Source organism: Trichococcus flocculiformis, from assembly GCF_900113645.1.
GTDB classification, from domain to species: domain Bacteria; phylum Bacillota; class Bacilli; order Lactobacillales; family Aerococcaceae; genus Trichococcus; species Trichococcus flocculiformis.
Map to the genome: position 1 here is coordinate 1 of NZ_FOQC01000031.1, position 21,474 is coordinate 21,474.

The 21,474-nt window shown below is 46.7% G+C and carries 15 protein-coding genes and 2 pseudogenes; 15 read left to right on the forward strand and 2 right to left on the reverse strand.

What is annotated here, in order from left to right:
* Nucleotides 1-3 precede the first annotated feature (3 nt).
* The 3 genes and pseudogenes from BMZ71_RS15530 to BMZ71_RS15535 form a co-directional block, all read left to right on the forward strand.
* Nucleotides 4-171 carry a helix-turn-helix domain-containing protein gene (locus BMZ71_RS15530; protein WP_425445173.1) on the forward strand — a complete coding sequence of 56 codons (168 nt, stop codon included), beginning with the start codon at nt 4-6 and terminating at the stop codon, nt 169-171.
* Nucleotides 172-488: 317 nt separating this feature from the next.
* Nucleotides 489-1,202, forward strand: a pseudogene (locus BMZ71_RS15350) (DUF1186 domain-containing protein); the annotation flags it as partial.
* A gap of 108 nt (nt 1,203-1,310) precedes the next feature.
* A pseudogene (locus tag BMZ71_RS15535) lies at nt 1,311-1,388 on the forward strand (SEC-C metal-binding domain-containing protein); the annotation flags it as partial.
* 174 nt (nt 1,389-1,562) lie between these two features.
* On the opposite strand, the gene BMZ71_RS10130 reads toward BMZ71_RS15535, so the two are convergent.
* Together BMZ71_RS10130 and BMZ71_RS10135 are read right to left on the reverse strand one after the other, a co-directional pair.
* Nucleotides 1,563-2,381, reverse strand: coding sequence for an endonuclease/exonuclease/phosphatase family protein (locus tag BMZ71_RS10130; RefSeq protein WP_086988935.1), 819 nt, complete (start codon nt 2,379-2,381; stop codon nt 1,563-1,565).
* Nucleotides 2,382-2,677: 296 nt separating this feature from the next.
* Nucleotides 2,678-4,348, reverse strand: a complete 1,671-nt coding sequence (locus BMZ71_RS10135) for a PTS transporter subunit IIBC (protein WP_086988936.1) — start codon at nt 4,346-4,348, stop codon at nt 2,678-2,680.
* Between the two features lie 246 nt (nt 4,349-4,594).
* On the opposite strand from BMZ71_RS10135, the gene BMZ71_RS10140 reads away from it, so the two are divergent.
* The 12 genes from BMZ71_RS10140 to BMZ71_RS10190 all read left to right on the forward strand — a co-directional run bounded on the left by BMZ71_RS10140 (nt 4,595) and on the right by BMZ71_RS10190 (nt 21,474).
* Nucleotides 4,595-6,868 (forward strand): glycoside hydrolase family 65 protein, encoded by a 2,274-nt coding sequence (locus BMZ71_RS10140; protein ID WP_086988937.1) that lies wholly within the window; start codon nt 4,595-4,597, stop codon nt 6,866-6,868.
* A 23-nt stretch (nt 6,869-6,891) separates the two neighbouring features.
* Entirely contained in the window at nt 6,892-7,566 is a 675-nt protein-coding gene (gene pgmB, locus BMZ71_RS10145) for a beta-phosphoglucomutase (RefSeq protein WP_086988954.1), read from the forward strand.
* Nucleotides 7,559-8,572, forward strand: a complete 1,014-nt coding sequence (locus tag BMZ71_RS10150; RefSeq protein ID WP_086988938.1) for an aldose epimerase family protein — start codon at nt 7,559-7,561, stop codon at nt 8,570-8,572. Before pgmB ends, BMZ71_RS10150 begins: the two co-directional genes overlap by 8 nt.
* A 36-nt stretch (nt 8,573-8,608) precedes the next feature.
* Nucleotides 8,609-9,622, forward strand: a complete 1,014-nt coding sequence (locus BMZ71_RS10155) for a LacI family DNA-binding transcriptional regulator (RefSeq protein WP_177187582.1) — start codon at nt 8,609-8,611, stop codon at nt 9,620-9,622.
* Between the two features lie 307 nt (nt 9,623-9,929).
* Nucleotides 9,930-10,073, forward strand: a complete 144-nt coding sequence (locus BMZ71_RS14925) for a hypothetical protein (protein ID WP_177187583.1) — start codon at nt 9,930-9,932, stop codon at nt 10,071-10,073.
* A 307-nt stretch (nt 10,074-10,380) separates the two neighbouring features.
* Nucleotides 10,381-10,803 carry a hypothetical protein gene (locus BMZ71_RS10160; RefSeq protein ID WP_086988940.1) on the forward strand — a complete coding sequence of 141 codons (423 nt, stop codon included), beginning with the start codon at nt 10,381-10,383 and terminating at the stop codon, nt 10,801-10,803.
* A 369-nt stretch (nt 10,804-11,172) separates the two neighbouring features.
* A complete protein-coding gene (locus BMZ71_RS10165; RefSeq protein WP_177187584.1) occupies nt 11,173-12,699 on the forward strand; it encodes an N-6 DNA methylase in 1,527 nt (508 codons plus the stop codon).
* On the forward strand, nt 12,699-14,483 hold the full coding sequence (locus tag BMZ71_RS10170; RefSeq protein WP_086988942.1) for a type I restriction-modification system subunit M: 1,785 nt from the start codon (nt 12,699-12,701) through the stop codon (nt 14,481-14,483). Before BMZ71_RS10165 ends, BMZ71_RS10170 begins: the two co-directional genes overlap by 1 nt.
* Entirely contained in the window at nt 14,476-15,747 is a 1,272-nt protein-coding gene (locus BMZ71_RS10175; protein WP_086988943.1) for a restriction endonuclease subunit S, read from the forward strand. Before BMZ71_RS10170 ends, BMZ71_RS10175 begins: the two co-directional genes overlap by 8 nt.
* 3 nt (nt 15,748-15,750) lie before the next feature.
* A complete protein-coding gene (locus tag BMZ71_RS10180) occupies nt 15,751-18,795 on the forward strand; it encodes a type I restriction endonuclease subunit R (protein ID WP_086988944.1) in 3,045 nt (1,014 codons plus the stop codon).
* A 91-nt stretch (nt 18,796-18,886) separates the two neighbouring features.
* Nucleotides 18,887-19,966 (forward strand): tetratricopeptide repeat protein, encoded by a 1,080-nt coding sequence (locus tag BMZ71_RS10185; protein WP_086988945.1) that lies wholly within the window; start codon nt 18,887-18,889, stop codon nt 19,964-19,966.
* A gap of 92 nt (nt 19,967-20,058) precedes the next feature.
* Nucleotides 20,059-21,474, forward strand: coding sequence for a M20/M25/M40 family metallo-hydrolase (locus tag BMZ71_RS10190; RefSeq protein ID WP_086988946.1), 1,416 nt, complete (start codon nt 20,059-20,061; stop codon nt 21,472-21,474).

Genomic DNA, 21,474 nt, shown 5'->3' on the forward strand with positions numbered 1-21,474 from the left:
AAAATTAGAGCAGAAAAACAGTTAACCCAATCTGAATTAGCTAATCTAACTGGGAAAAAACAATCTTACATTGCCCGAGTTGAAAAAGGTACTCAAAATATTAGTGTACAAACATTGAATGATATTGTGGAATCTGCAGGCGGAAAGTTAAAAATAGAAGTAGTCGTTTAAAATTGTGTGAATTCTGCAACCGCACATGCGAAAACACAAAAAGGTGGGGCTGTCTCGTTTACAGACAACTACGCCTTTTTGGCTTGTGTTGTTCAACATTTTTGGTAATCGCCTCCACTCAGGTGTGCCCTGTAAAGTTTGTGTATGGTAAACTAGAGGTACATAAAAAAGCAGTGACAAAAACCTATATCATTGGTGAGGTGTTAGTGATGGTGAGCAGAGAATTGAAAGAAACCGTGTTGGAAGCAGTGGATAATCAATTAAACGACAATGATCCAAAATGCACGACAGGTACTTTTGGCCATTCCGAAAAGACGATGGCTGAACTAATTGATCGCATCAAATGTGATCCCGACAGGATTTTCCCTGAGGAAGAGTTGGCGGAAATTATTGCCAGAAAAGAAGAAGCGATTCCTTTATTGATGGCTTTCCTTGAAGAGGTGAGGGATAATGCGGAACAATTCAGCAACAACTTTGATTATTTAGGGCATATTTATGCGGTTCTTCTGTTGGCTCAGTTCAGAGTCAAGGAAGCTTATCCTATTGTGCTGGAACTGTTCAGTCTGCCGAATGGGCTGACGGACAAGTTGTTTGGAGACGCGATGACAGATTATGCCGGAAGGATAATGGCATCCATTTGCGGAAATGATGTGGCATCCATAAAGCAACTGGTTGAGGACGAGGAAGTCGATAAGTATATTAAAGTTGAAGCGCTAACCGCCTTGGCTATTTTGACATTGAACGGGGAGCTCGAACGGCAGGAGCTTATGGCTTATTACAAAGAACTGCTTCCCACGATCGATAATCCAACCATTCTCACGTTGCTGATAAATCTCTGTACGGATATCTACCCGGGCGAGGTGTATGATGAAATAAAGGAAGCCTATAAGAATGATAAGGTGGATTCTTTCCTGATTGGTATGGGCTCCGTAGATCAGGCCATGGTGGAAGGCCAGTCGATGGTACTGTACAGAGCCGAGAGAGATAGAAACTTACAAAAAATCGATGATACGATCGGTGAAATGAGGAACTGGGCGTATTTTGAAAATGAAGAAGATTCTTCCGAAGAGAACTATTTTGAGCAGCTGACCAACAACAATCTGAATTTCGTGCACCAACCGAAGGTGACGCCAATCGTCAATGAACCAAAAATCGGCCGCAATGACCCTTGTCCTTGCGGGAGCGGCAAGAAATACAAGAAATGCTGCGGGAAGTAAGTGGAAAAACGATATAAGAATGTAGGTGACGAAGTGAATTAGCCCGTCAAAACGCTTTTGGCGGGCTAATTCCGCATTTCGCGGCACCCCCGCCACTGGGTCCAACAAAACTAAATGTAAAAAGAAGATCTACCTCGCGCGAGGTAGACCTTCTTTCATCCAAACAGATTAAGTTCACGCATACGTGACCGCAACCCCATAATGATCAGACACGATAGGCAATTTCTTACCATCGAACTTAACTTCATACGTTTCGACCGCTTGCGGTTGATCCGAGAAGATGTAGTCGATGCGCAAAGACAATTCGTTTCCTTCCCAGCCGTCGATTGCCGGTGGAACGGTTGCAGAACCGATGCGGGCTGCAGCGACGGCGTAGGCGTCCTGCCAGCCGTCGTTCGTGATTAGGTCGTAACCTTCGTTGCGGACATCGGCTGGGTTGTTGAAGTCGCCCATGACGTAGACGGGCTTCTTGCTGCGTAAGTTTTTGACGGCTGTTTCCACGGAAGCCCACTCCCTTAGGAAAGGATTTTCTTCTTCATCTTTCCACCAGGACAGGTGGACGGAGACGAACGCGGCCGCTTCTGTCTCGAGGACCAAAGCGCGGCGTGTGTGGAGGCTTTCGAAATCATTGCTTGCTGAGAGTTGGACTTGTTCCACTGACTGAATCGGTACTTTGCTCAACAGGGCAATGCCCTCATCGTAGATGTCGTAGCCTACATGGCACGGTACCCAGGACCACTGATACGCAAGGCCTTTTTCTGCCAACGCCTTCACGAGGAAATAAGCGAAGTTGTTTTCCTTTATCGGGATTTCATTCTGAGTCGCGTGATAGCCTACCGGATCGTTAATGACCGGGCCGGTAGAGAGCTGATTCACCTCCTGCAAAGCGATTGCGTCATATTGGTTTTCCAGGATGTCCGCAATCAGGGCGGCGTAAGTTTCGGGGTCTGCTGTTTGAACCCAGCTGTACGTATTCAAAGTCAGTAGTTTCATGTGGTCCTCTCCATTCTAAATATATAGTTATTAAGATAATCTTTTAAAATAGAAAGTGCATCATTTGGGATGTTTTACAGACTTTTAAAGTGTTTCGTGCATCCAAAATGATGGCTAGCTACACGGGTAAGCCCTTCGGAAAAAAGAATAAGGAACCTCTTGTCTCTGCGAGCCAAGACATACTGTTCGACTAATCTGCTGACGCAGAAAGTCTCTCAGCAATTGCGCTCTTCGATGCTCAGTCGGCACGATTTCCTAAATTTCTTTCAGGGCTGAACGAACCCGTTCCGCTTTTCCTATCTTCCTAATAAATCTATTATATCAGATTTCAGGACATCTGCTTGCGGACCGTACACGACTTGGATACCTTTGCCTTTGCGGATGACGCCGCGTGCACCCAATGTGGACCATTTTTTGTCTTCGGCCACTTTCGTTTCGTCTTTGACGGTGACGCGCAGACGGGTCATGCAAGCATCGACTTCAGTGATGTTTTCTTGGCCGCCGAATGCGTCGATGATGTTCCAAACTAGTTTATCGTTATCGGATGCACCAGCGTTGCCTTCCGGTGTCGCAGTGGCAGGAGCAGCTTCTTCCGCTTCGCCGTCGAAGTCCGTGTAGTTGCCCAAACGGCCTGGCGTTGCGAATTTGAAGCGTTTGATCATGAAGTTGGCGACGAAGTACATGATGACAGCAAACGCGACCGTCACCCAGATGTAGTTGACGACATCCAACCATAAGCCGGCTTTCAAGGACATCGGGATGCGGGTCAGGAATTCCAGCATACCGAAGGAGTGGACGCGCAGGCTGATGATGTCGGCCATAGCGAATGCGACCCCTTGCAGAACTGCGTAAACGCCGTAAAGCAGCGGTGCAGCGAACATGAACATGTACTCAAGCGGTTCAGTAACACCTGTCAGGAAAACAGCGATGGCTGCCGAGAAGAACATGGACTTGTATTTCGGACGTTTGTCGACATCGACATTGCGGTACATAGCGTAAGCCAAGCCCATCAAGCTGCCGGCAGCGCCGATCATTTGGCCTACTTTGAAGCGGGCCGGAGTGAATGCGTTCAATAATTCATTGTAGGCTGCTGTATCGCCTGCGTTGTTCAGGTTCACCAAATCGCTGGCCCAAGCCAACCAAAGCGGATCTTGTCCGAACACTTGCGAACCTGCGGCAGCGCCTGTCAAAATGGTGTAAGTTCCACCCAAAGACGTGTAGTTCATCGGAATCGTCAGCATATGGTGCAGACCGAACGGTAACAACAGACGCTCGAGCGTACCGTAGACGAAAGGTGCCAAGATCGGTGCGGTGTCGGCAGAATCCGCGATCCAAATCCCGAAATTATTGATGCCGGTCTGAACGACTGGCCAGATGATTGCCAAGGCAAGGGAAATGAGTACGGACCAGCCGATGACGACGAAAGGCACGAAGCGTTTGCCGTTGAAGAAGGACAACGCATCAGGAAGTTTGCGGTAATTGTAGTATTTGTTGAAGATGACCGCACCGACAAAACCGGCGATGATCCCAACGAAGACACCCATATTCAAAGCGGGCGCGCCCAAAACATTGGTAAAGTAACCATTCACCAGGATGTCCTGGCCGAACAAGGTTTTGGTAGTCGCGCCTTCAGTAGCCAGCATATCTCCGGTCACTGCGAAAAGTTTGCCGGTCGTGCGGTTGATCAGGATGAAGGCAAGCAGTGCTGCGAAGGCTCCGCCGGCACGTTCTTTCGCCCAGGAACCCCCGATGGCGACAGCGAACAGGATATGCAGGTTGACGATGACAGCCCAGCCAAGATCTTCGATGACCCCAGCCGTTGTCAGTAACAATTGGACATCTCCAGAGAACATAGCGATCATCTTGCCGATACTGATCATCAAACCAGCTGCCGGCATGACCGCTATAACGACCATCAAAGCCTTACCGAATTTTTGCCAAAAATCGAATGTAAATATATTTTTCATTTTAAAACTCCTCTCAAATTTATCGGTGCAATCGATTGCAACGTTTGCGATTCAAAGTATAGACCATATCCAGAAATTTTGCAAGCGGTCTATTTCAGAATAAATTGGTTTTTAAACGGATAGATGAAGAAAACGTCTCAATGCCAAGGAAATCATGCGTCGGAAATAATAATGCAACTTTTGCATTGACAATGCAACCGATTGCACGTAAACTAAGGGGGAAGAACAAATAAGGGGGAACCAATAATGACGCAACAAATTTTTGAAATCAATCCTTGGAAAGTAACAACCAAACAATTAGACAAAGAAAATCGCCGCCTGCAGGAAAGTCTGACCAGTCTCGGCAACGGCTACATGGGCATGCGCGGAAACTTCGAGGAAGCCTATTCGGGCGATCACCATCAAGGCACGTATCTGGCGGGCGTCTGGTATCCCGACAAAACACGCGTCGGCTGGTGGAAAAACGGCTACCCGGAATATTTCGGAAAAGTGATCAATGCGATGAATTTTCTGTATATGCACATCTTTGTGGACGGAGAAGAAATCGATCTTTACACCGATGAAGTGAAAGACTTCGACTTGACGTTGGATATGAAAAAAGGCCGCTTGGAACGCTTCTTTACGGTAGTGAAGAACGGTAAAGAAATCACCGTCCATTTCACCCGCTTCCTGAGCATCGACATCAAGGAACTTTGCGCTATCAAAGTGGAAATCACAGCCTCGGAAAAGGCCGCGATCCGTATCGAAAGTGCTCTGGACGGGAATGTCCAAAACGAAGATGCCAACTATGATGAAATGTTCTGGGAATGGGTCGAACAAACGGACGATACGCTGGTCGTCGAAACGATCCCGAACAACTTCGGCATTGAACGTTTCAGTGTGGCTGCAGCGATGCACCACAAAGCGACAGGCTTCAATCAAAAAGGCAACAACAGCAAAGAATTGTTCGTCTCCCAAGTGTTCGAAGGGGAAGCCGGAAACGGCCAAGTCCTTTTATTAGAGAAATACGTGACGCTGACGACGAGCCGCGATCATGCGAAGGACCAGCTGGCAGCAACTGCCGAAGAAATCTACGCCACCAAAGTAGCTGGCCAAAGTTTCGAAGAATTGGAAGCAAAACAAGCGAATCTGTGGACTAAGCGTTGGGATCTGGCGGATGTCGAAATCGGCGGAGATGACGAAGCGCAACAAGGCATCCGTTTCAACCTGTTCCAACTGTTCTCTACTTATTACGGCGAAGATGAGCGCCTGAACATCGGACCGAAAGGCTTCACCGGCGAGAAATACGGCGGCGCTACCTACTGGGATACGGAAGCTTACGGCGTGCCGCTCTACTTGGCGGTTACCGAGCCGGAAGTTACCCGCAATCTCTTGAAATACCGCCACAACCAATTGCCGGGTGCTTTCCATAATGCGAAGCAACAAGGGTTGAAGGGCGCGTTGTATCCGATGGTGACCTTCACCGGCGTGGAGTGCCACAATGAATGGGAAATCACTTTCGAGGAAATCCACCGCAATGGTGCGATCCCTTACGCAATCTACAATTACACCGCCTATACAGGGGATGAAAGCTACCTGGCCGAAGAAGGGCTGGAAGTGCTCAGCGCCGTCAGCCGTTTCTGGGCGGACCGCGTACACTTCTCACAAAACAAGCAATGCTACATGATCCATGGCGTAACCGGACCGAACGAGTACGAAAACAACATCAACAACAACTGGTACACAAACCGTTTGGCTGTCTGGGTGCTGCGCTATACTTTGGAAAGCTTGGAGAAGTATCCGGAACGCGCAGCAGCATTGGGCATCACCGCAGCCGAAAAAGCAAAATGGCAGGACATCATCGACAACATGTACTTCCCGTACGATGAGGAGCGCCAAGTTTTCGTGCAGCACGACACGTTCCTGGACAAAGATCTGAAACCGGTCAGCGCGCTGGACAAAGCTGATTTGCCATTGAACCAACACTGGTCATGGGACAAGATTTTGCGTTCTTGCTTCATCAAACAAGCCGACGTCCTGCAAGGGATTTACCTGTTCGGTGACGAATTCACGCTGGAAGAAAAAGAACGCAACTTTGACTTCTACGAGCCGATGACCGTGCATGAATCAAGCTTGTCGCCATGCATCCACGCGATCCTTGCGGCCGAGCTGCACAAGGAAGAAAAAGCTGTGGAACTGTACCAACGCACTGCCCGCCTGGATCTGGACAACTACAACAATGATACCGAAGACGGCTTGCACATCACTTCGATGACCGGTAGCTGGTTGACGATTGCGGAAGGCTTCGCCGGCATGCGCGCCAAAGACGGTCTGAGCTTCGCGCCGTTCTTGCCGAAAGACTGGACGCACTACCAATTCCACATCAACTACCGCGGTAGCTTGATCCTGATCGCGGTGAACGAAGAACACGTCAGCCTGACCTTAGTAAAAGGCGAAGCGTTGTCTGTCCGCATCTATGATGAAGAACTGCAACTGAAAGATGAAATCAAAGTCGCACTGAAAAAGACCGTGTCCGCATGAGCGGCACCAAAGGAGAGAAAGAAATGTTGAAAGCAGTATTGTTCGACTTGGACGGCGTCATCACCGACACTGCCAAATTCCATTTTTTGGCCTGGCGTGACCTCGGCGCGGAGTTGGGGGTCACCGTTGACGAAGCCTTCAATGAAGAGCTGAAGGGTGTCAGCCGCATCGATTCGCTCGAGCGCATCCTGGCATTCGGCGGCTTGGCGGATAAATATTCCACAGCTGAAAAAGAAGCCTTGTGCACAAAGAAAAATGACCATTATCTGGAATTGATCCAGGAAATGACACCGGCGGACATCCTGCCTGGCATCCTGCCGCTTTTGGAAGAATTGCGCGAAGCGGGTCTGAAGGCGATCGTGACTTCCGCCAGCAAGAATGCACCTGGCATCCTGGAGCTTTTGCAGGTCAAGGACTACTTCGACGGCATCGTCGATCCAGCCTCAGTGGCTGCAGGTAAACCGGCTCCGGACATCTTCTTGGCCGGCGCGGAGCTGGCAGGGGCAAAACCAGCCGAGTGCATCGGCGTGGAAGATGCCGCTTCAGGCGTGGAGGCCATCAAAGCTGCGCATATTCCTGCGATCGCAATCGGCGACGCTGAAGTGCTGGCGCAAGCCGACCGCGTCTTGGCGGACACGAGCGACTTGTCGCTTGCCGTCCTGCGCGATACGTGGGAGAAGGCGACGGCCAATGGCTAGCATCTCTGTCCGCGAATGGGGCAGCATCGGAACGGAACAAGTCATGCGCATCGATTTGAGCCAGCCGAACGGCATGTCCGTCAGCTGCATCAACTACGGCGCACGGCTGATCAGCCTGTTGGTGCCGGACCGGGCAGGCAAGAGCGAAAACATCGTCCTCGGCCTGGCTGATGCCGAAGCCTACGGAAACGACCAAGCCTCCTTCGGCGCCACCGTAGGACCGGTCGCGGGCCGCATCGCTGAGGGCAAATGGGGCACGGTGCAGCTTGAGCAGAACGCCGGAGAAAACCATATCCACGGCGGCAGCCGCGGCTGGGGCCAACAGTTCTGGAACTTTACGACCGAAGAGACGGCAGAAGCTGTGACCGTTACTTTTACATTGGAATCGACGCCTGAAGCGGTCGGCTATCCCGGCCGACTGCAGGCGAAAACCAGCTACTCCCTCGATACGGAAGGGTGCCTGACAATCAAGATGACAGGCACCAGCCCTGAAGAGACGCTGTTCAATCCGACGAGCCACATCTATTTCAACTTGAGCGGCGAGGCCAAGCGTCCGATCACCGAGCACACTTTGCAGCTGGCCTGCGAAGAAGTACTGGAATTGGATACAGATAAGCTGCCGACCGGAAAAAAACGCGCCGTCGACGGGACGGCTTTCGATTTCCGCGAAGCGACTGTTATCGGCGACGCCATTCAAAAAAAGCCGGAAGGATTCGACGACGTGTTCCTGATGCACTCGGACGAACAAAAGCAGTTGGTCCTCAGCGATGCGGGCAGTGGCCGGGAAATGGCGCTGTCCAGCAACCGCAGCAGCATCGTGTTGTTTTCGACGACTGACATGAATGAGCCATACCTTGTGAACGGACGCCCGATGCAAAGCCACCTCGGCTTGGCGATCGAAGCGCAGGAGATGCCGGACGCCATCCATCATCCGGGCTGGGACAATATCGTTCTGACGCCAAATACTTTAGCGACAAGGGTTCAAAATTACACTTTTAAATGGTAATCTAGAGATACAAAAATGAACCTGAGGAAAATGCCTATGGCCGTTACGATAAAAGATGTCGCCAGAGAAGCGGGCGTCGCTACTTCAACCGTCTCACGCACGTTGAAGGACAGTCCGCTGATCAGCGAAAACACAAAAGTGAAAGTGCGCCAAGCGATGCAGAAACTGGGCTACACGCCCAACTTCGCCGCCCAGAACCTGGCCAATAAGTCCACGCAGACAATCGGTGTGATTCTGCCGGTGGGAACGATGGGGAATCCTGCGCAGAATCCGCTCTTCCTGGAGATGATCCAGGAAATCGGCGTCGTCTGCAACGAACAGAAATACATGATTTCCCTGGCGACCGGTAAGACGATGGCGGAACTGAAGGACAGCGTACGCTTGATGCATCAACGCAAACTGGTCGATGGCTTCATCCTGTTGTATTCGGAGGCGAAAGATCCGATCCGCAAGTTCCTGCATGATGAGAAGATTCCATACGCACTGCTGGGGAAACCGGATGTCTACGAGAACGAAACAATCTATATCGACAACGACAACCGCCTGTCCGGCAAATCGGCGGCCGACTGCCTGATCCAGCATGGGCACCAGCGGATTGGCTATGTCGGTCTGACGCCTTCGCAAGTCGTCGATAAGGAACGCTATAAAGGCTATTCCGATGCCTTACGCGACGCCAACCTGACCGTCCATCCGGAACTCTATTTCGAAACGCCGACTGATTTCATGGCTTTCCAGGAGTTCCTCGAAGAGACCCAACCGACCGGACTCGTCGTCGGCGATGACCGCCAAGCTTTGCGTGTCCTGCAGTATCTGCAGCTGGACAAGTACAAAGTTCCGGACGACATCTCGCTGATCAGCTTCAACAATTCCGTCTTTGCGACCCTGTCCCACCCGTTCCTGACGACCATCGACATCCACGTACAGGAACTGGCCAGACAAGCCGCCGCCCTCCTGATCCGCCAACTCAACGAACCGAGCGCACTGCTGCCGAAGATGATCGTGCCGCATGAAGTGATCGAGAGGGAGACGGTTATGCGGGTGCGGGATTGAGGAGGAATTACTCATTTCGGAGGCCGAATTCCCGGTGACAGCGTCCTCGTTGGGAAATCCGCACATTCGATAGCTAAATTCCGTAAACAAACAAGCCTCTTGCTTCCGATATCTGATCGGAAGCGAGGGGCTTTCTAGTTTTTGAAGCTTCAGCATTATGCTGAAGCTTATAATAGTGTATATTAAACTTTCAATGCAAAGGTATTAATAGTATGGTTTTCGTAACTATGATATGTGCTATAATCAATGACGTAGAAAAGTTAATGACGGTGGCGGGATTTAATCGAAAGTGAGGTGGTGCGCATTAGTGTACAACCTAAATCTGGAGAAAGGAGCCAGCCTTTTGCTTGAGACTATTCTAGCAGTGATGGTTGCAGTTGTCGGTTTAATTACCGCAATTGTTCAACTTGTGACTGCTATAGTAGAAGCCAAAAAAGAGCAAAAAAAATAACCGTCATCTTTGCGAGGTCGCGGTTATTTTTAGTATAAATTAACTTTCTCGTTACCGTCTTTAACGGTACTACACAAGGGGGCATGTTGACGCATGTCCTCTTTTTGTTAGCATTATTATAGCATGGCTATTCTTGTATTCCAACTAAAAGAAACTTCAACTTGGCTTTCCGAGCTGATGGGTAATTTATTCCTAGTTATAAACCTATAATAAAAATAGTTATTAAATACTAATCAGTTTATACTTTACACGTAATGGAGAGTATGTTATTATAAATATATGAAATCGAACAGAGGGAGTGGTTGCAGTGTTTAAGATGGAAGCTGGATTTGCGGAGAAGATTCTTGTTTTGGGAGATTGCCAGTTGTCGGATGCTTGTGTCCAACAAATATGTAAAAGACATGGAATAAAGAAAGAAGTGTTTAGATTCATCGAATATAACAAAGTGAAGATGTTTGATTTTGAAGCTTTGCTGGATACCGAACGTTACAGTGATATTTTTGTTGCTGCAAGTCCGCATAAAGCCAAAAATATTGAAGGGGCAACCAGTGTTTGCCAATTTTTGGAAGACAACAGTGACCGGCTGCCGAAAGTTACTGCACTCCGTTTGACTACAGGGAAGTTGGGGCTATCCAAAACAAATCTCGAACAAGCGATTCTTACGTCACAATTATTGGAAAATCGCCACAAACGGACGAGAGTGGAAATTTTTTTGACTAATCAAAATTAGTTATGGAATACTATGTTATGATAGAGAAGGATAGGAGTGAGTATTTTGAACAAAATAAATACAAAAGAAATGTTGTACAGATTGTTTTCTGAGCTAAGAGGAAAGATGAAGTTGGGGGATTTAGCAAATACGGTTGTCGCGTGTATCTTTATATCTCATGATAATCGACGAGTTTTATCGGAATTGTTGCAACGGCAACTACCAATAGAGGAACTGAAAGATTTTTTCTTCAAAAAACAAGAGGAATCCGGAATTAGATTGAGAGCGCTCGATTTTTCTGGTGGGCTTGCTTCTCTTAATAACGAGATTGCATTTGAAGTGTGCAAATTCCTCTTAGAGATTGACCCACAGAATGATCCCAATCTTATTATGGATTTGTTGGAACTGGACGGTTCCCTTCCTGATTTCAGTGTAACTCCGAAAGCGGTCAACCAGTTGATGATTGCCTTGGCGGATATCGGTGAGGAAGCAAGTATTCTGGACCCAACTTTTGGCGTCGGCAGTACGTATCAGGACATTCTGAAAAAAAATCCCGGACAGCGGATTGTGGGACAAGAAATCAATCCGATCATTTATGACTTTGCGCTTGTGTATCTCTATTGTCTGGATGCCACCAATACAGAAGTTTTTCAGGGAGACTCGCTCAGCGATCCTCATTTTATAAATGAAAAATTTGACCGTGTCATCACGAATGCACCTTTTGGTCTCCGGGCGGATCATCGTACATGGGAGCTGCTGCAAAAAGATTCCTATAATCGATTCCGTTATGGGCTGCCGTCGAAGACAAGTTTGGATTGGGCCTTCATCATGAATGGATTGGCAGGGTTAAATGACAACGGGAAAGCTGTTTTCGCGGTTTCCAACTCAGCGCTGTTCATGGGGAGCCAGGTAACCAAAATCAGGGAGAATTTTTTGGCTGCGGATTTGATTGAAGCCGTCATTGCTTTACCAGCTGGTTTATTCGCTCCAAATACACAAATCCCAACTGCGATATTGGTCATTAACAAAAACAAGGAAAGACTTGTCAATAAAGTCAGGATGATTAATGCAACGAGCATCCCTGTCACAAAAAGCAGAGCAGGTGTCACTCTTCCTGAAGACTCCATCAAAAAAATTATTGAAGCATACGAAGGAAACGATGATGTGGAGGGATTCGTTAAATCAGTCAAAGCAGAGGATATCCGCAAACAGGCATCCATCTTATTGCCTGAACAATATGTGAAAGACACCACCTATAAAATCGAAGGCGGCACGGTCATTGAAATTGATGTCGAAAAATGGAGAGCAACCGAGACTGTGAAATTGACTGATGTTGCTGATATTTATAGAGGGTTCAATGCGATCTCAAGTGATGAAGCTGCCGACGGAAAATATGCATTCATCAAAATATCCGACCTGAACAATCAGGAAGTGGACTTCAGTAAACTCGCAAAAGGGAATGTCAAAGAGAATACAAAAGTTGATAACTATCAGATTCAAAAAGGAGATATTCTGTTGTCTGCTAGAGGCACAACCGATAAATTTGCCCGGATCACAGAAGACAGACCGCACACTCTCGTTACGCAGAATCTGGTAGGGATCCGTCCGAAGAAAAATAAGGTGGATAGTCGTTGGTTGCTTGAATATCTGACTAGTCCTTTAGGATTGGCCGAACTGGCATCCGTCCGTGTAGGAACCACAATCGCGCAATTACCGATGAAAGGTTTGGCTACTGTGAAAGTGCCTAATCTTTCATTAGAAGAACAGAAAGAAATGATGGACGCCTACCAAGAAAAAAGAAGCGTATTGGACGAACAGCTGTCCGAAATCATGAAGAAAATCAAAAATTCGAAAGAGCAGTTATACCAAGAAATGGGCATCGCAGATGTGTATACCCAACATAAGGAGGAAAAATAGTGAACGAATCAAAACGCAACACGCAAACGACAATCAACGTCCAACAACAAGCGAACCTTATCTGGAATGTGGCAGATATCTTAAGGGGTTTGTACAAGCCTCATGAATATGGAAAAATCATTCTGCCTATGACAGTAATCAAACGGCTGCATGACACGCTGTTACCCACTCGCGACAAAGTGTTGAAGGCGGCTGAGCAACACAAGGACATGAATGTGACGATGCGCAATCGTTTCCTGGAAAAAGCTTCCGGGTTTGCCTTCTATAATACAAGTCTATTTACATTCGAAACCTTATTGGCTGATTCGGATAATATCGAGGAAAACTTACGGGCTTATTTGAATGGATTTTCCGATAATATGCAGGATATCCTGGCCAACTTCAAATTCGATATCGAAATTTCAACGATGGCAGCCAACGATGCGTTATTCTACGTCATCCAGGAATTCAACAAGAAAGAATCCTATCTGGGGCCGGATAAAGTGACCAGCACGGATATGGGTTACATCTTTGAAGAATTGGTGCGCAGATTCTCTGAAAGCTACAATGAAGAAGCAGGGGCACATTTCACCAGCCGAGACATCATTTATCTGATGACGGACCTTCTTCTGGCTGAAGACCGTGACCTGCTGGCAGGTACAGATGTGGTCAAGACGGTTTATGACCAGACGATGGGCACTTCACAAATGCTGTCCGCTATGATTGAGCGTATCCACAGTTTCAATGCGGATGCGGAAGTCCGGACGTTCGGCCAGGAGCTGAATCCAGAAACATATGCCATTGCCAAGGCAGATACGATGATCCGCGGCGGCGATCCGGACAACATGGCCTTAGGAAGCACCTTGTCCAATGACGGTTTTCCCGGCTATACCTTTGATTATTGCATATCCAATCCGCCGTTCGGCATCGATTGGAAGAAAGATAAAAACGCTGTACAAGCTGAACATGAACTTGGCGATCAAGGCAGGTTTGGCATCGGTTTACCGAAGATAAGCGATGGACAACTCTTGTTCCAACTGAACGGCATTTCCAAACTGAAAGAGAACGGCCGGATGGCGATCATCCACAACGGTTCAGCCCTGTTCAGCGGCGCAGCCGGAAGCGGCGAAAGTGAAATCCGCCGTCACGTTATTGAAAATGATTGGTTGGATGCAATTATCCAACTGCCGAACGATGTTTTCTACAATACAGGCATTTCGACCTATGTTTGGATTATCGACAAAGACAAAAAGCCGCACCGTCAAGGACGAGTACAGTTGATCGATGCATCAAATATGTATGAAAGCCGCCGGAAAAATATCGGGAGCAAACGGGTGGATATCACCGAAGAGTGCCGGAATGTGATTGTTCAAGCCTATGGTGATTTTCTGAACACGGAATACAATTTTGGAGACCGTACAGCTGAATCTAAAATTTTTGATAACTTGGACTTCGGTTTCAATAAAGTGACGGTAGAAAGCCCACTGAAGGACGAAGCAGGCAATCTTGTCCTGAAGAAAAAAAAGCCCCAACCGGATGCATCCTTGCGCGACACAGAAGACATCCCGCTGACGGAAGACATCGATACGTACTTTGAACGCGAAATAAAACCCTTCAATCCGGATGCGTGGATTGACAAGAGCAAGACCAAAGTTGGTTATGAAATCCCATTCACACGCCTGTTCTACAAGTATGTGGCACAAGAACGGACGGAAGATATCGCCTTAAAAATCAAGGCGTTGGAAGAAAGCATCGTCAGGAGCTTCGAACAACTATCAGGACAGGATGTGAAAGTTGATGAGTAGAGCGATGAAGGATTCCGGTGTGGAATGGATTGGGGAGATTCCAGAAGATTGGGATGTAAAACGGCTTAAACATGTCGCAAAAATCCAAACCGGGAACACTCCTACTAAAACTGATGAACAATATTATTCTACAAATGGCATAGACTGGATAAAATCTGATAATCTTTTGGGTACGAAAGGAATATCTGAGTCGAAAGAGAAATTAAGTACAGAAGGAGAAAAAACTGCTCGTATTGCAGCTCCATACTCAACATTGGTTTGTTGCATCGGCACTGTTGGGAAAATAGGATACACGATTAAACCAGTTGCCTACAATCAACAAATAAACGCAGTTACTTTTAATTCGGCAAATGTGTATTGGAAATATGGCATGTACCACTTGTCAGTTCAACAAGAACAGCAACAATATTTCCAAAATGGCAATGTGTTAAAGATACTCAACACCGACAATCAAAAGAAAGTTTCATTACCCGTCCCTCCATTATCCGAACAACAAAAAATCGCTGACTTTCTCGACGAGAAGGCAGTTCACATCGACAGCCTTGTCTCCCAAACGAAGGAGTCCATCGAAGCGTTCAAAGCCTACAAACAGGCCCTCATCACGGAAACCGTCACGAAAGGGCTGAATCCGGATGTGAAGATGAAGGACAGCGGGATTGAATGGATTGGGGAGATTCCGGAGCATTGGGATGCGTGGAAGCTAAAGCAGCTCTTTGAGATAAAAAAAATCATTGCTGGAAAACTGGGTTACGATATTTTGTCCATCACTCAAAATGGATTAAAAATAAAAGATATATCAAGTAACGAAGGTCAGATTTCTGCTGATTACAGTAAATATCAAATTGTTGATATTGGGGATTTCGCAATGAATCATATGGATTTGCTAACTGGATGGGTGGATTGTGCTACATTTTCGGGCGTAACAAGTCCGGATTATAGGGTGTTCAAAAGTCGTAACCTGCAGACAGTTTATAATGACTATTATAAATATGTTTTTCAAATGTGTTACTCCAATAAAATTTTTTATGGATTAGGGCAAGGAGTATCAAACTTAGGTAGATGGAGACTTCCGACAAATAACTTCTTGAACTTTGGTATTCCTCATCCTCATATGAATGAGCAACAACAAATCGCCGAGTTCCTTGACGATAAGACCGCCCACATCGACGCTCTTATCGCGGACAAGGAAAAGATGGTGAAAGAACTGCAAAAATACAAAAAATCCCTTATCTACGAATATGTAACTGGAAAAAAGGAGGTTTAAGATTTGGTTGAAAATCGAGAAATGCGATTCGAGCAGGATATTGAAACAAGTCTGACGAAAATCGGGGGATGGGAGAAGGAAGCTTTTCAAGATTCCCACTATGACGCTTCTGTGGGGATAGACGTGGATAAGCTGATTGCTTTCATTGAGCAGACACAACCGAAGCAATGGAAAAGGTATCTTACTATCCATCAGGGTGATTTCAGACGTAAACTTGTGAAACGATTTGATGAAGAAGTTAACGCTCATGGGATGTTGCATGTTCTTCGGAACGGTATCCGTGATCGCGGCGTGACCTTAAAAGTTGCCTTTTTTAGACCTGTTTCGGGTTTGAATGAAGAATTGCAGGAGAAGTACGAAGCGAACCGGTTTACCTGCACTCGTCAGTTTGCATACAGTCCGACTAATCGTAACACCATCGACATGGTTCTGTCCGTAAACGGGATTCCTTTAGTGGCGTTGGAACTGAAGAACCAGTACACAGGGCAGTCGGTTGAGAACGCTTTGGTTCAGTACCAACAGGATCGGAAACCTAAAGAGTTGGTGTTCAATTTTAACCGACGCTTCTTAGTGTATTTTGCCGTGGATCATTATGAAGTCTATATGACGACAAAATTGGCGGAGAATCAAACCTATTTCTTGCCTTTCAATCAAGGTTCGAATGGGCCAGGGAATAACGGTGGGAAAGGGAACCCTCAGAATCCGGATGGCTATCCTACAGCTTACCTTTGGGAACAAGTGCTGCAGAGGGATCATCTGATGGATGTCTTCCAGCGCTTCATGAATTTGGAAGTGAAGAAAGAAAAGCAAGCTGGTAAGGAAATAACGAAGAAGACCTTGATTTTTCCGCGTTACCATCAGTTGGACGTGGTCCGTAAACTGATTGCCGATGTCAAAGGGAAGGGGAGCGGGGAGAACTACCTGATTCAGCACAGTGCGGGGTCAGGAAAGTCCAACAGTATCGCTTGGCTGGCTTATCATTTGGCATCTGCTCATGACAAAGAGGATCATCCTATTTTCGCATCGACAATTATTGTTACCGACCGTACGGTTTTGGACAGACAATTGCAGAATACGATCTTGAGTTTTGACCATACAACTGGCTTGGTTGAAACTATCGACCATAATAAAAGCTCCCAGGATCTGAAAAATGCAATCAATGACGGCAAAAAAATCATCATCACTACCCTGCAGAAATTTCCGGTCATTTACCAAGAAGTGGACGCTGCTAGTGGGCGTAATTTCGCGGTTATTGTGGATGAGGCGCATTCTTCGCAAACCGGAAACAGCGCTCAAAAGCTGAAAGCTGCCTTGGCTGATAAAGAAGCCACTTTGGAAGAGTATCAAGCAATCGAGGAGGGCATTGAAGCAACCACTCCTGATGACCAGGATGAGTTGGTAAATACTTTGCTGTCGCAAGGGCGCCATCATAATTTGAGTTTCTTTGCCTTTACTGCAACGCCAAAAGAAAAGACGATTGAAATGTTTGGGACAAAGCAACCGGATGGCAGCTTCGCGCCATTCCATGTCTACAGCATGCGTCAGGCTATCGAAGAAGGATTCATCTTGGACGTGCTGAAAAACTATATGACCTACAAGACTTCCTATCGAATCGCCAAAGAAATCGATGATAACCCGGAGCTTCCGAAAACGGAAGCGGTTCGTGCAATCGCCAGGTATCAATCTTTCCATCCCTGGGTATTGCGTCAGAAGACGGAAGTCATGATCGAACAGTTCCGTTCGGTGACAAAAAAAGAAATCAGCGGACAAGCGAAGGCGATGGTCGTGACACCCTCTCGCTTGCATGCCGTACGCTATATGCAGGAATTCAAGTCGTATATCAAAGAAAAGGGATATACGGATTTGGATGTTCTGGTCGCCTTCTCCGGATCGGTAAACGTGGAAGGGATGGAATACACGGAACCAAGCATGAATGTGACAAAAGCCGGCGACAGAATCGGCGATAAGCAGCTTAAAGAAGCTTTCCACACCGAGGACTTCAATATTCTGATCGTGGCCGAAAAATACCAGACCGGATTCGATGAGCCCTTGCTGCATACCATGTTCGTCGACAAGAAGTTGCGCGGCGTAAAAGCCGTCCAAACGCTGTCCCGATTAAATCGGACCACTTCCGGAAAAAAAGACACGTTCATACTGGATTTTGTGAATTCGGAGGAAGACATTCAAGAAGCCTTCCAACCTTTCTATGAAGAGACCACGTTGGATGAGGAAATCAATATCAACTTGATTTACGATACACAAAGCAAGCTCCGGAAGTACAATATCTATAATCAAGAGGACATTGATCAAGTGTTGAAGCTCGTTCGACAAGCGCAAAAGCGCCAAGACGAAAAACTGTTAGGGCGCATCTCGAGTTTGTTTAAACCGGTCATTCAGCGTTATGAGGAATTACCGAAAGACACACAATATCAATTCCGGGTGACACTACGGAACTTCGGAAAGTGGTACAGCTATATCTCCCAACTGGACCGCACATTTGATATGCAACTCTTGGAAGAGAATATCTACACGAATTACTTGCTGAAATTCATCCCGAGAGAGCAAAAAGAAAAAGTTGATGTTGCAGATAAGGTGAAGCTGGAGTACTACAAACTGCAGAAGGAATTTTCCGGAGACATTTTCTTGGTCGCGGAGGATCCTGAGAGCAGCAGGCTGACCAACAAGCAACAAGTGGATGCGGGCATAAAGCCGCCCGACGATCGGGATTCTTTGGAAGAAATCATCCACCGGGTGAATGAACGCTTCCCGGATGACTTCACCGAGAAGGATAAAGTGCTGTTGGAGGCCTTGTACAGGTCATTTGAAAATAATCCGGACAGAAAGATTGTCAGCATGGCGAAGAACAACAGCCAAGAAATGTTTGTGGATAGCCTGTTTAAAGACGTTTTCCAAGACAAAGTGATGGCTGAGTATGATCAAAATCAGCAGGCGTTCGAGAAGCTTGTGGGTGCTGATGACGCCTATTACAAGCTTGTGTACACCTTGCTTGCGAAAGACCTGTATAAATCCTTCCGTTCAAAAGTTTAGTTATTCAATCCCTTACCCAGTCAATCTCCCTAGTCGAAAGAGCAGGTTGACTGGGTAAAATGCTATTAATTACAGAATTGGAGTGGAATGTATGCCCAGAAATGTACGATTTAGCGAAATGAGTTTAGATGAATTATTGACCGAAATGCACAAAATGGAATTGGCAAGAGAAGATGACTTTAACATCAATGATGAGGGCTACGGACGTGAAATTCGAGTACACAAGCTTGTTTTACGTGAATTGAAGAAATCCAGAGATACTGCATTAAAAGGCATTCGTTCCGATGTAGAACGTAAGTTATCTAAATTACTTTACAACCACGGTTCAGAAATGAAGTTTCGCGGACAGGGCAGCAGACAGGACGCGGAGAAATCATTGGGGGAGGCCCTCGATTTGGACCCGAAAAATGGAATGGCGGCATACCGGCTGGCGTTTATTCGTTATCGCAGAAATGACCATAAAGATGCGATCCGATATTTTAATATGGCATTGGAGAATATAAGTCATGATGAGCCCATCTTTTGTTTGTCTGATCGAGAGATTTATTATACTCGATTGTATTTGTTGGCGTGCTACCTGAATGAGGTCGACAATCTGAATGAGGAATTGGATTCCTCCCCAACCAAGAAAAAATATCCTGAACTTCCGGCTTACGCTTCCTATGGCGTCAAGGATTTTATAACAGATTTGGGTGTAGGGCTTACGAACCAGGAGTACGAAGTGATAACCATCGATGAAGGCCCTCGGTATGTAACGTACGGTGAAGCGGATGGCTATTTCCAAAAAGGTGATCGTCCTGAAGACACCCTGATTATTTGGTTTGATGGCGTCAACAGTAAGATGGCCTTTAATCAATCAGAGATGCCTTTCGGAAGTGAAGGTAAGGCAAGGCAACTCGTATATTTTTTGCGCTTCACCTCGCTTAATAATCCGGGGAACGAGGATAGAATGCGGAATTGCTTTGAGGAAATAACCAATACCTCTTTTGTGACGAATGCAAGGTTTAGAAAAGCTGTCAGTCAATTGAGGAGCCTGCTCAATAAGTTGGATCCAAGGTTGGATGTAATCACAACCAGCAGATCACCCAATCCTAGTGGCTATTACTATAACGGTAAAGTTCCTTATAAGATCATTTGTCGTTCAGAAGAATCATCCTTGTTGGACCAATAAGCTAGCCTTTATTATTTGTGACACCCCCTTCACAACCGTTTCATATACTTATGTCATAACAAAGAGAGGTTGTGATTGTAGTGGTTAAATCAATGAATGCATTATTAGTGGAGCAAGGGTTTATTTTTTATCAGGTAGATAACAGCACGTTGGATTTTCGCAATGAATCTGAATTGAACGTAAACTTCCTGAAGAAAATCCTTAACGAAAGTAATTGGCGTCATGAATGGCAAGGAAGATTTCTGACAGTTGAGGATATTTTATGGGAAGAAACAGAATGGCTTTCCCGTTGTGCTGTCGGGGGTAGAGGCAGAACCGAAATGTGTGGCTATTTCGATGACGAGAACTGCGTTTCGTTGGAAATGCTGGATTTGTATATCAGTGGATTGGTAAGACAACTGAATCGCCTGGGATGCATGACTATCATGAGTTGTGACGGAGAAGGAGAACACAGACCGAATATCCTATTCGCTACCGTTCCCGACGTCAAGAAAGCTACCGTACTTCTTGCAGAAGTCGGACTCAAACATAGAGTGAATGAAGTTCGAAAGTCAATTACCTTTTTGCTGGATAGAAACGAGCTGCTAGATTACGTCAGCTTGCTGAACGAACTGCCTGAGAACGTGAAAGAGATTCCCCACGATGATTTGGAAAGGAATTTGTTTGAAAATAACGTCGAGGAACTTTTGCAAATACCTGGCGTCAGTGGGGAAGAATCCGTGATCCGTAATCATGTGATGAAAAAGTTGATTCCATTAACCGATAAAATCAGCGTGGACGGCTATGGCAATATTCTGGCTGAGGTCACAATAGGGGCAAATAGAGTTGGTCCGGCTTTCACAATTTTGCTGAACAGCCATCTGGATGTAGTGGATGAAATTGAATCAGATAGAGAAATACTCAAACACGGAAATGTCTGGACTTCAAGCTATGGGATTCTAGGTGCCGATGATCGTGCGGGAATTGGTGTTGTCCTCTATACGTTGAAGCAATTGCAGATGATGCAGCTTCAATCACCGGTAAAAGTAAAGATAGCATTTACGGTCAAAGAGGAAGTCGGACTATGCGGCGCAAAAGCAGTATCCCAGGACTTTTTGGAAGGCGTCCAGGCCGCAATTGTAGTGGACCGCAGAGGAAACAGTGATATCGTAACCGGAACACGAGGTACAGCATTTTGCGATGAACTATTCGGGTCAATGATAGCCCTCATCGGGAATCTAGGTGAAGAAAAGCGCTGGGAGCCAACTATGGGCGGAAGGAGCGATACGCTGATTTGGGCACAACAAGGCATCCAAAGCGTAAATCTGTCTGTCGGCTATCAAAATGAGCACACAAGCGAAGAAGAGTTGAACATTGACGATGCTTTTGCGACAGCCAATCTGCTTAAGAAAGTATTTCTCCATATCGATCTGCTGAAGAGCGCACTCCGCGGAATTCGCCGGGAGGCGCAGCCTACGGATGAACGAAGCCGCCGGAGCCATCGTAATGTTGTATCCGCGGTGTCTTAA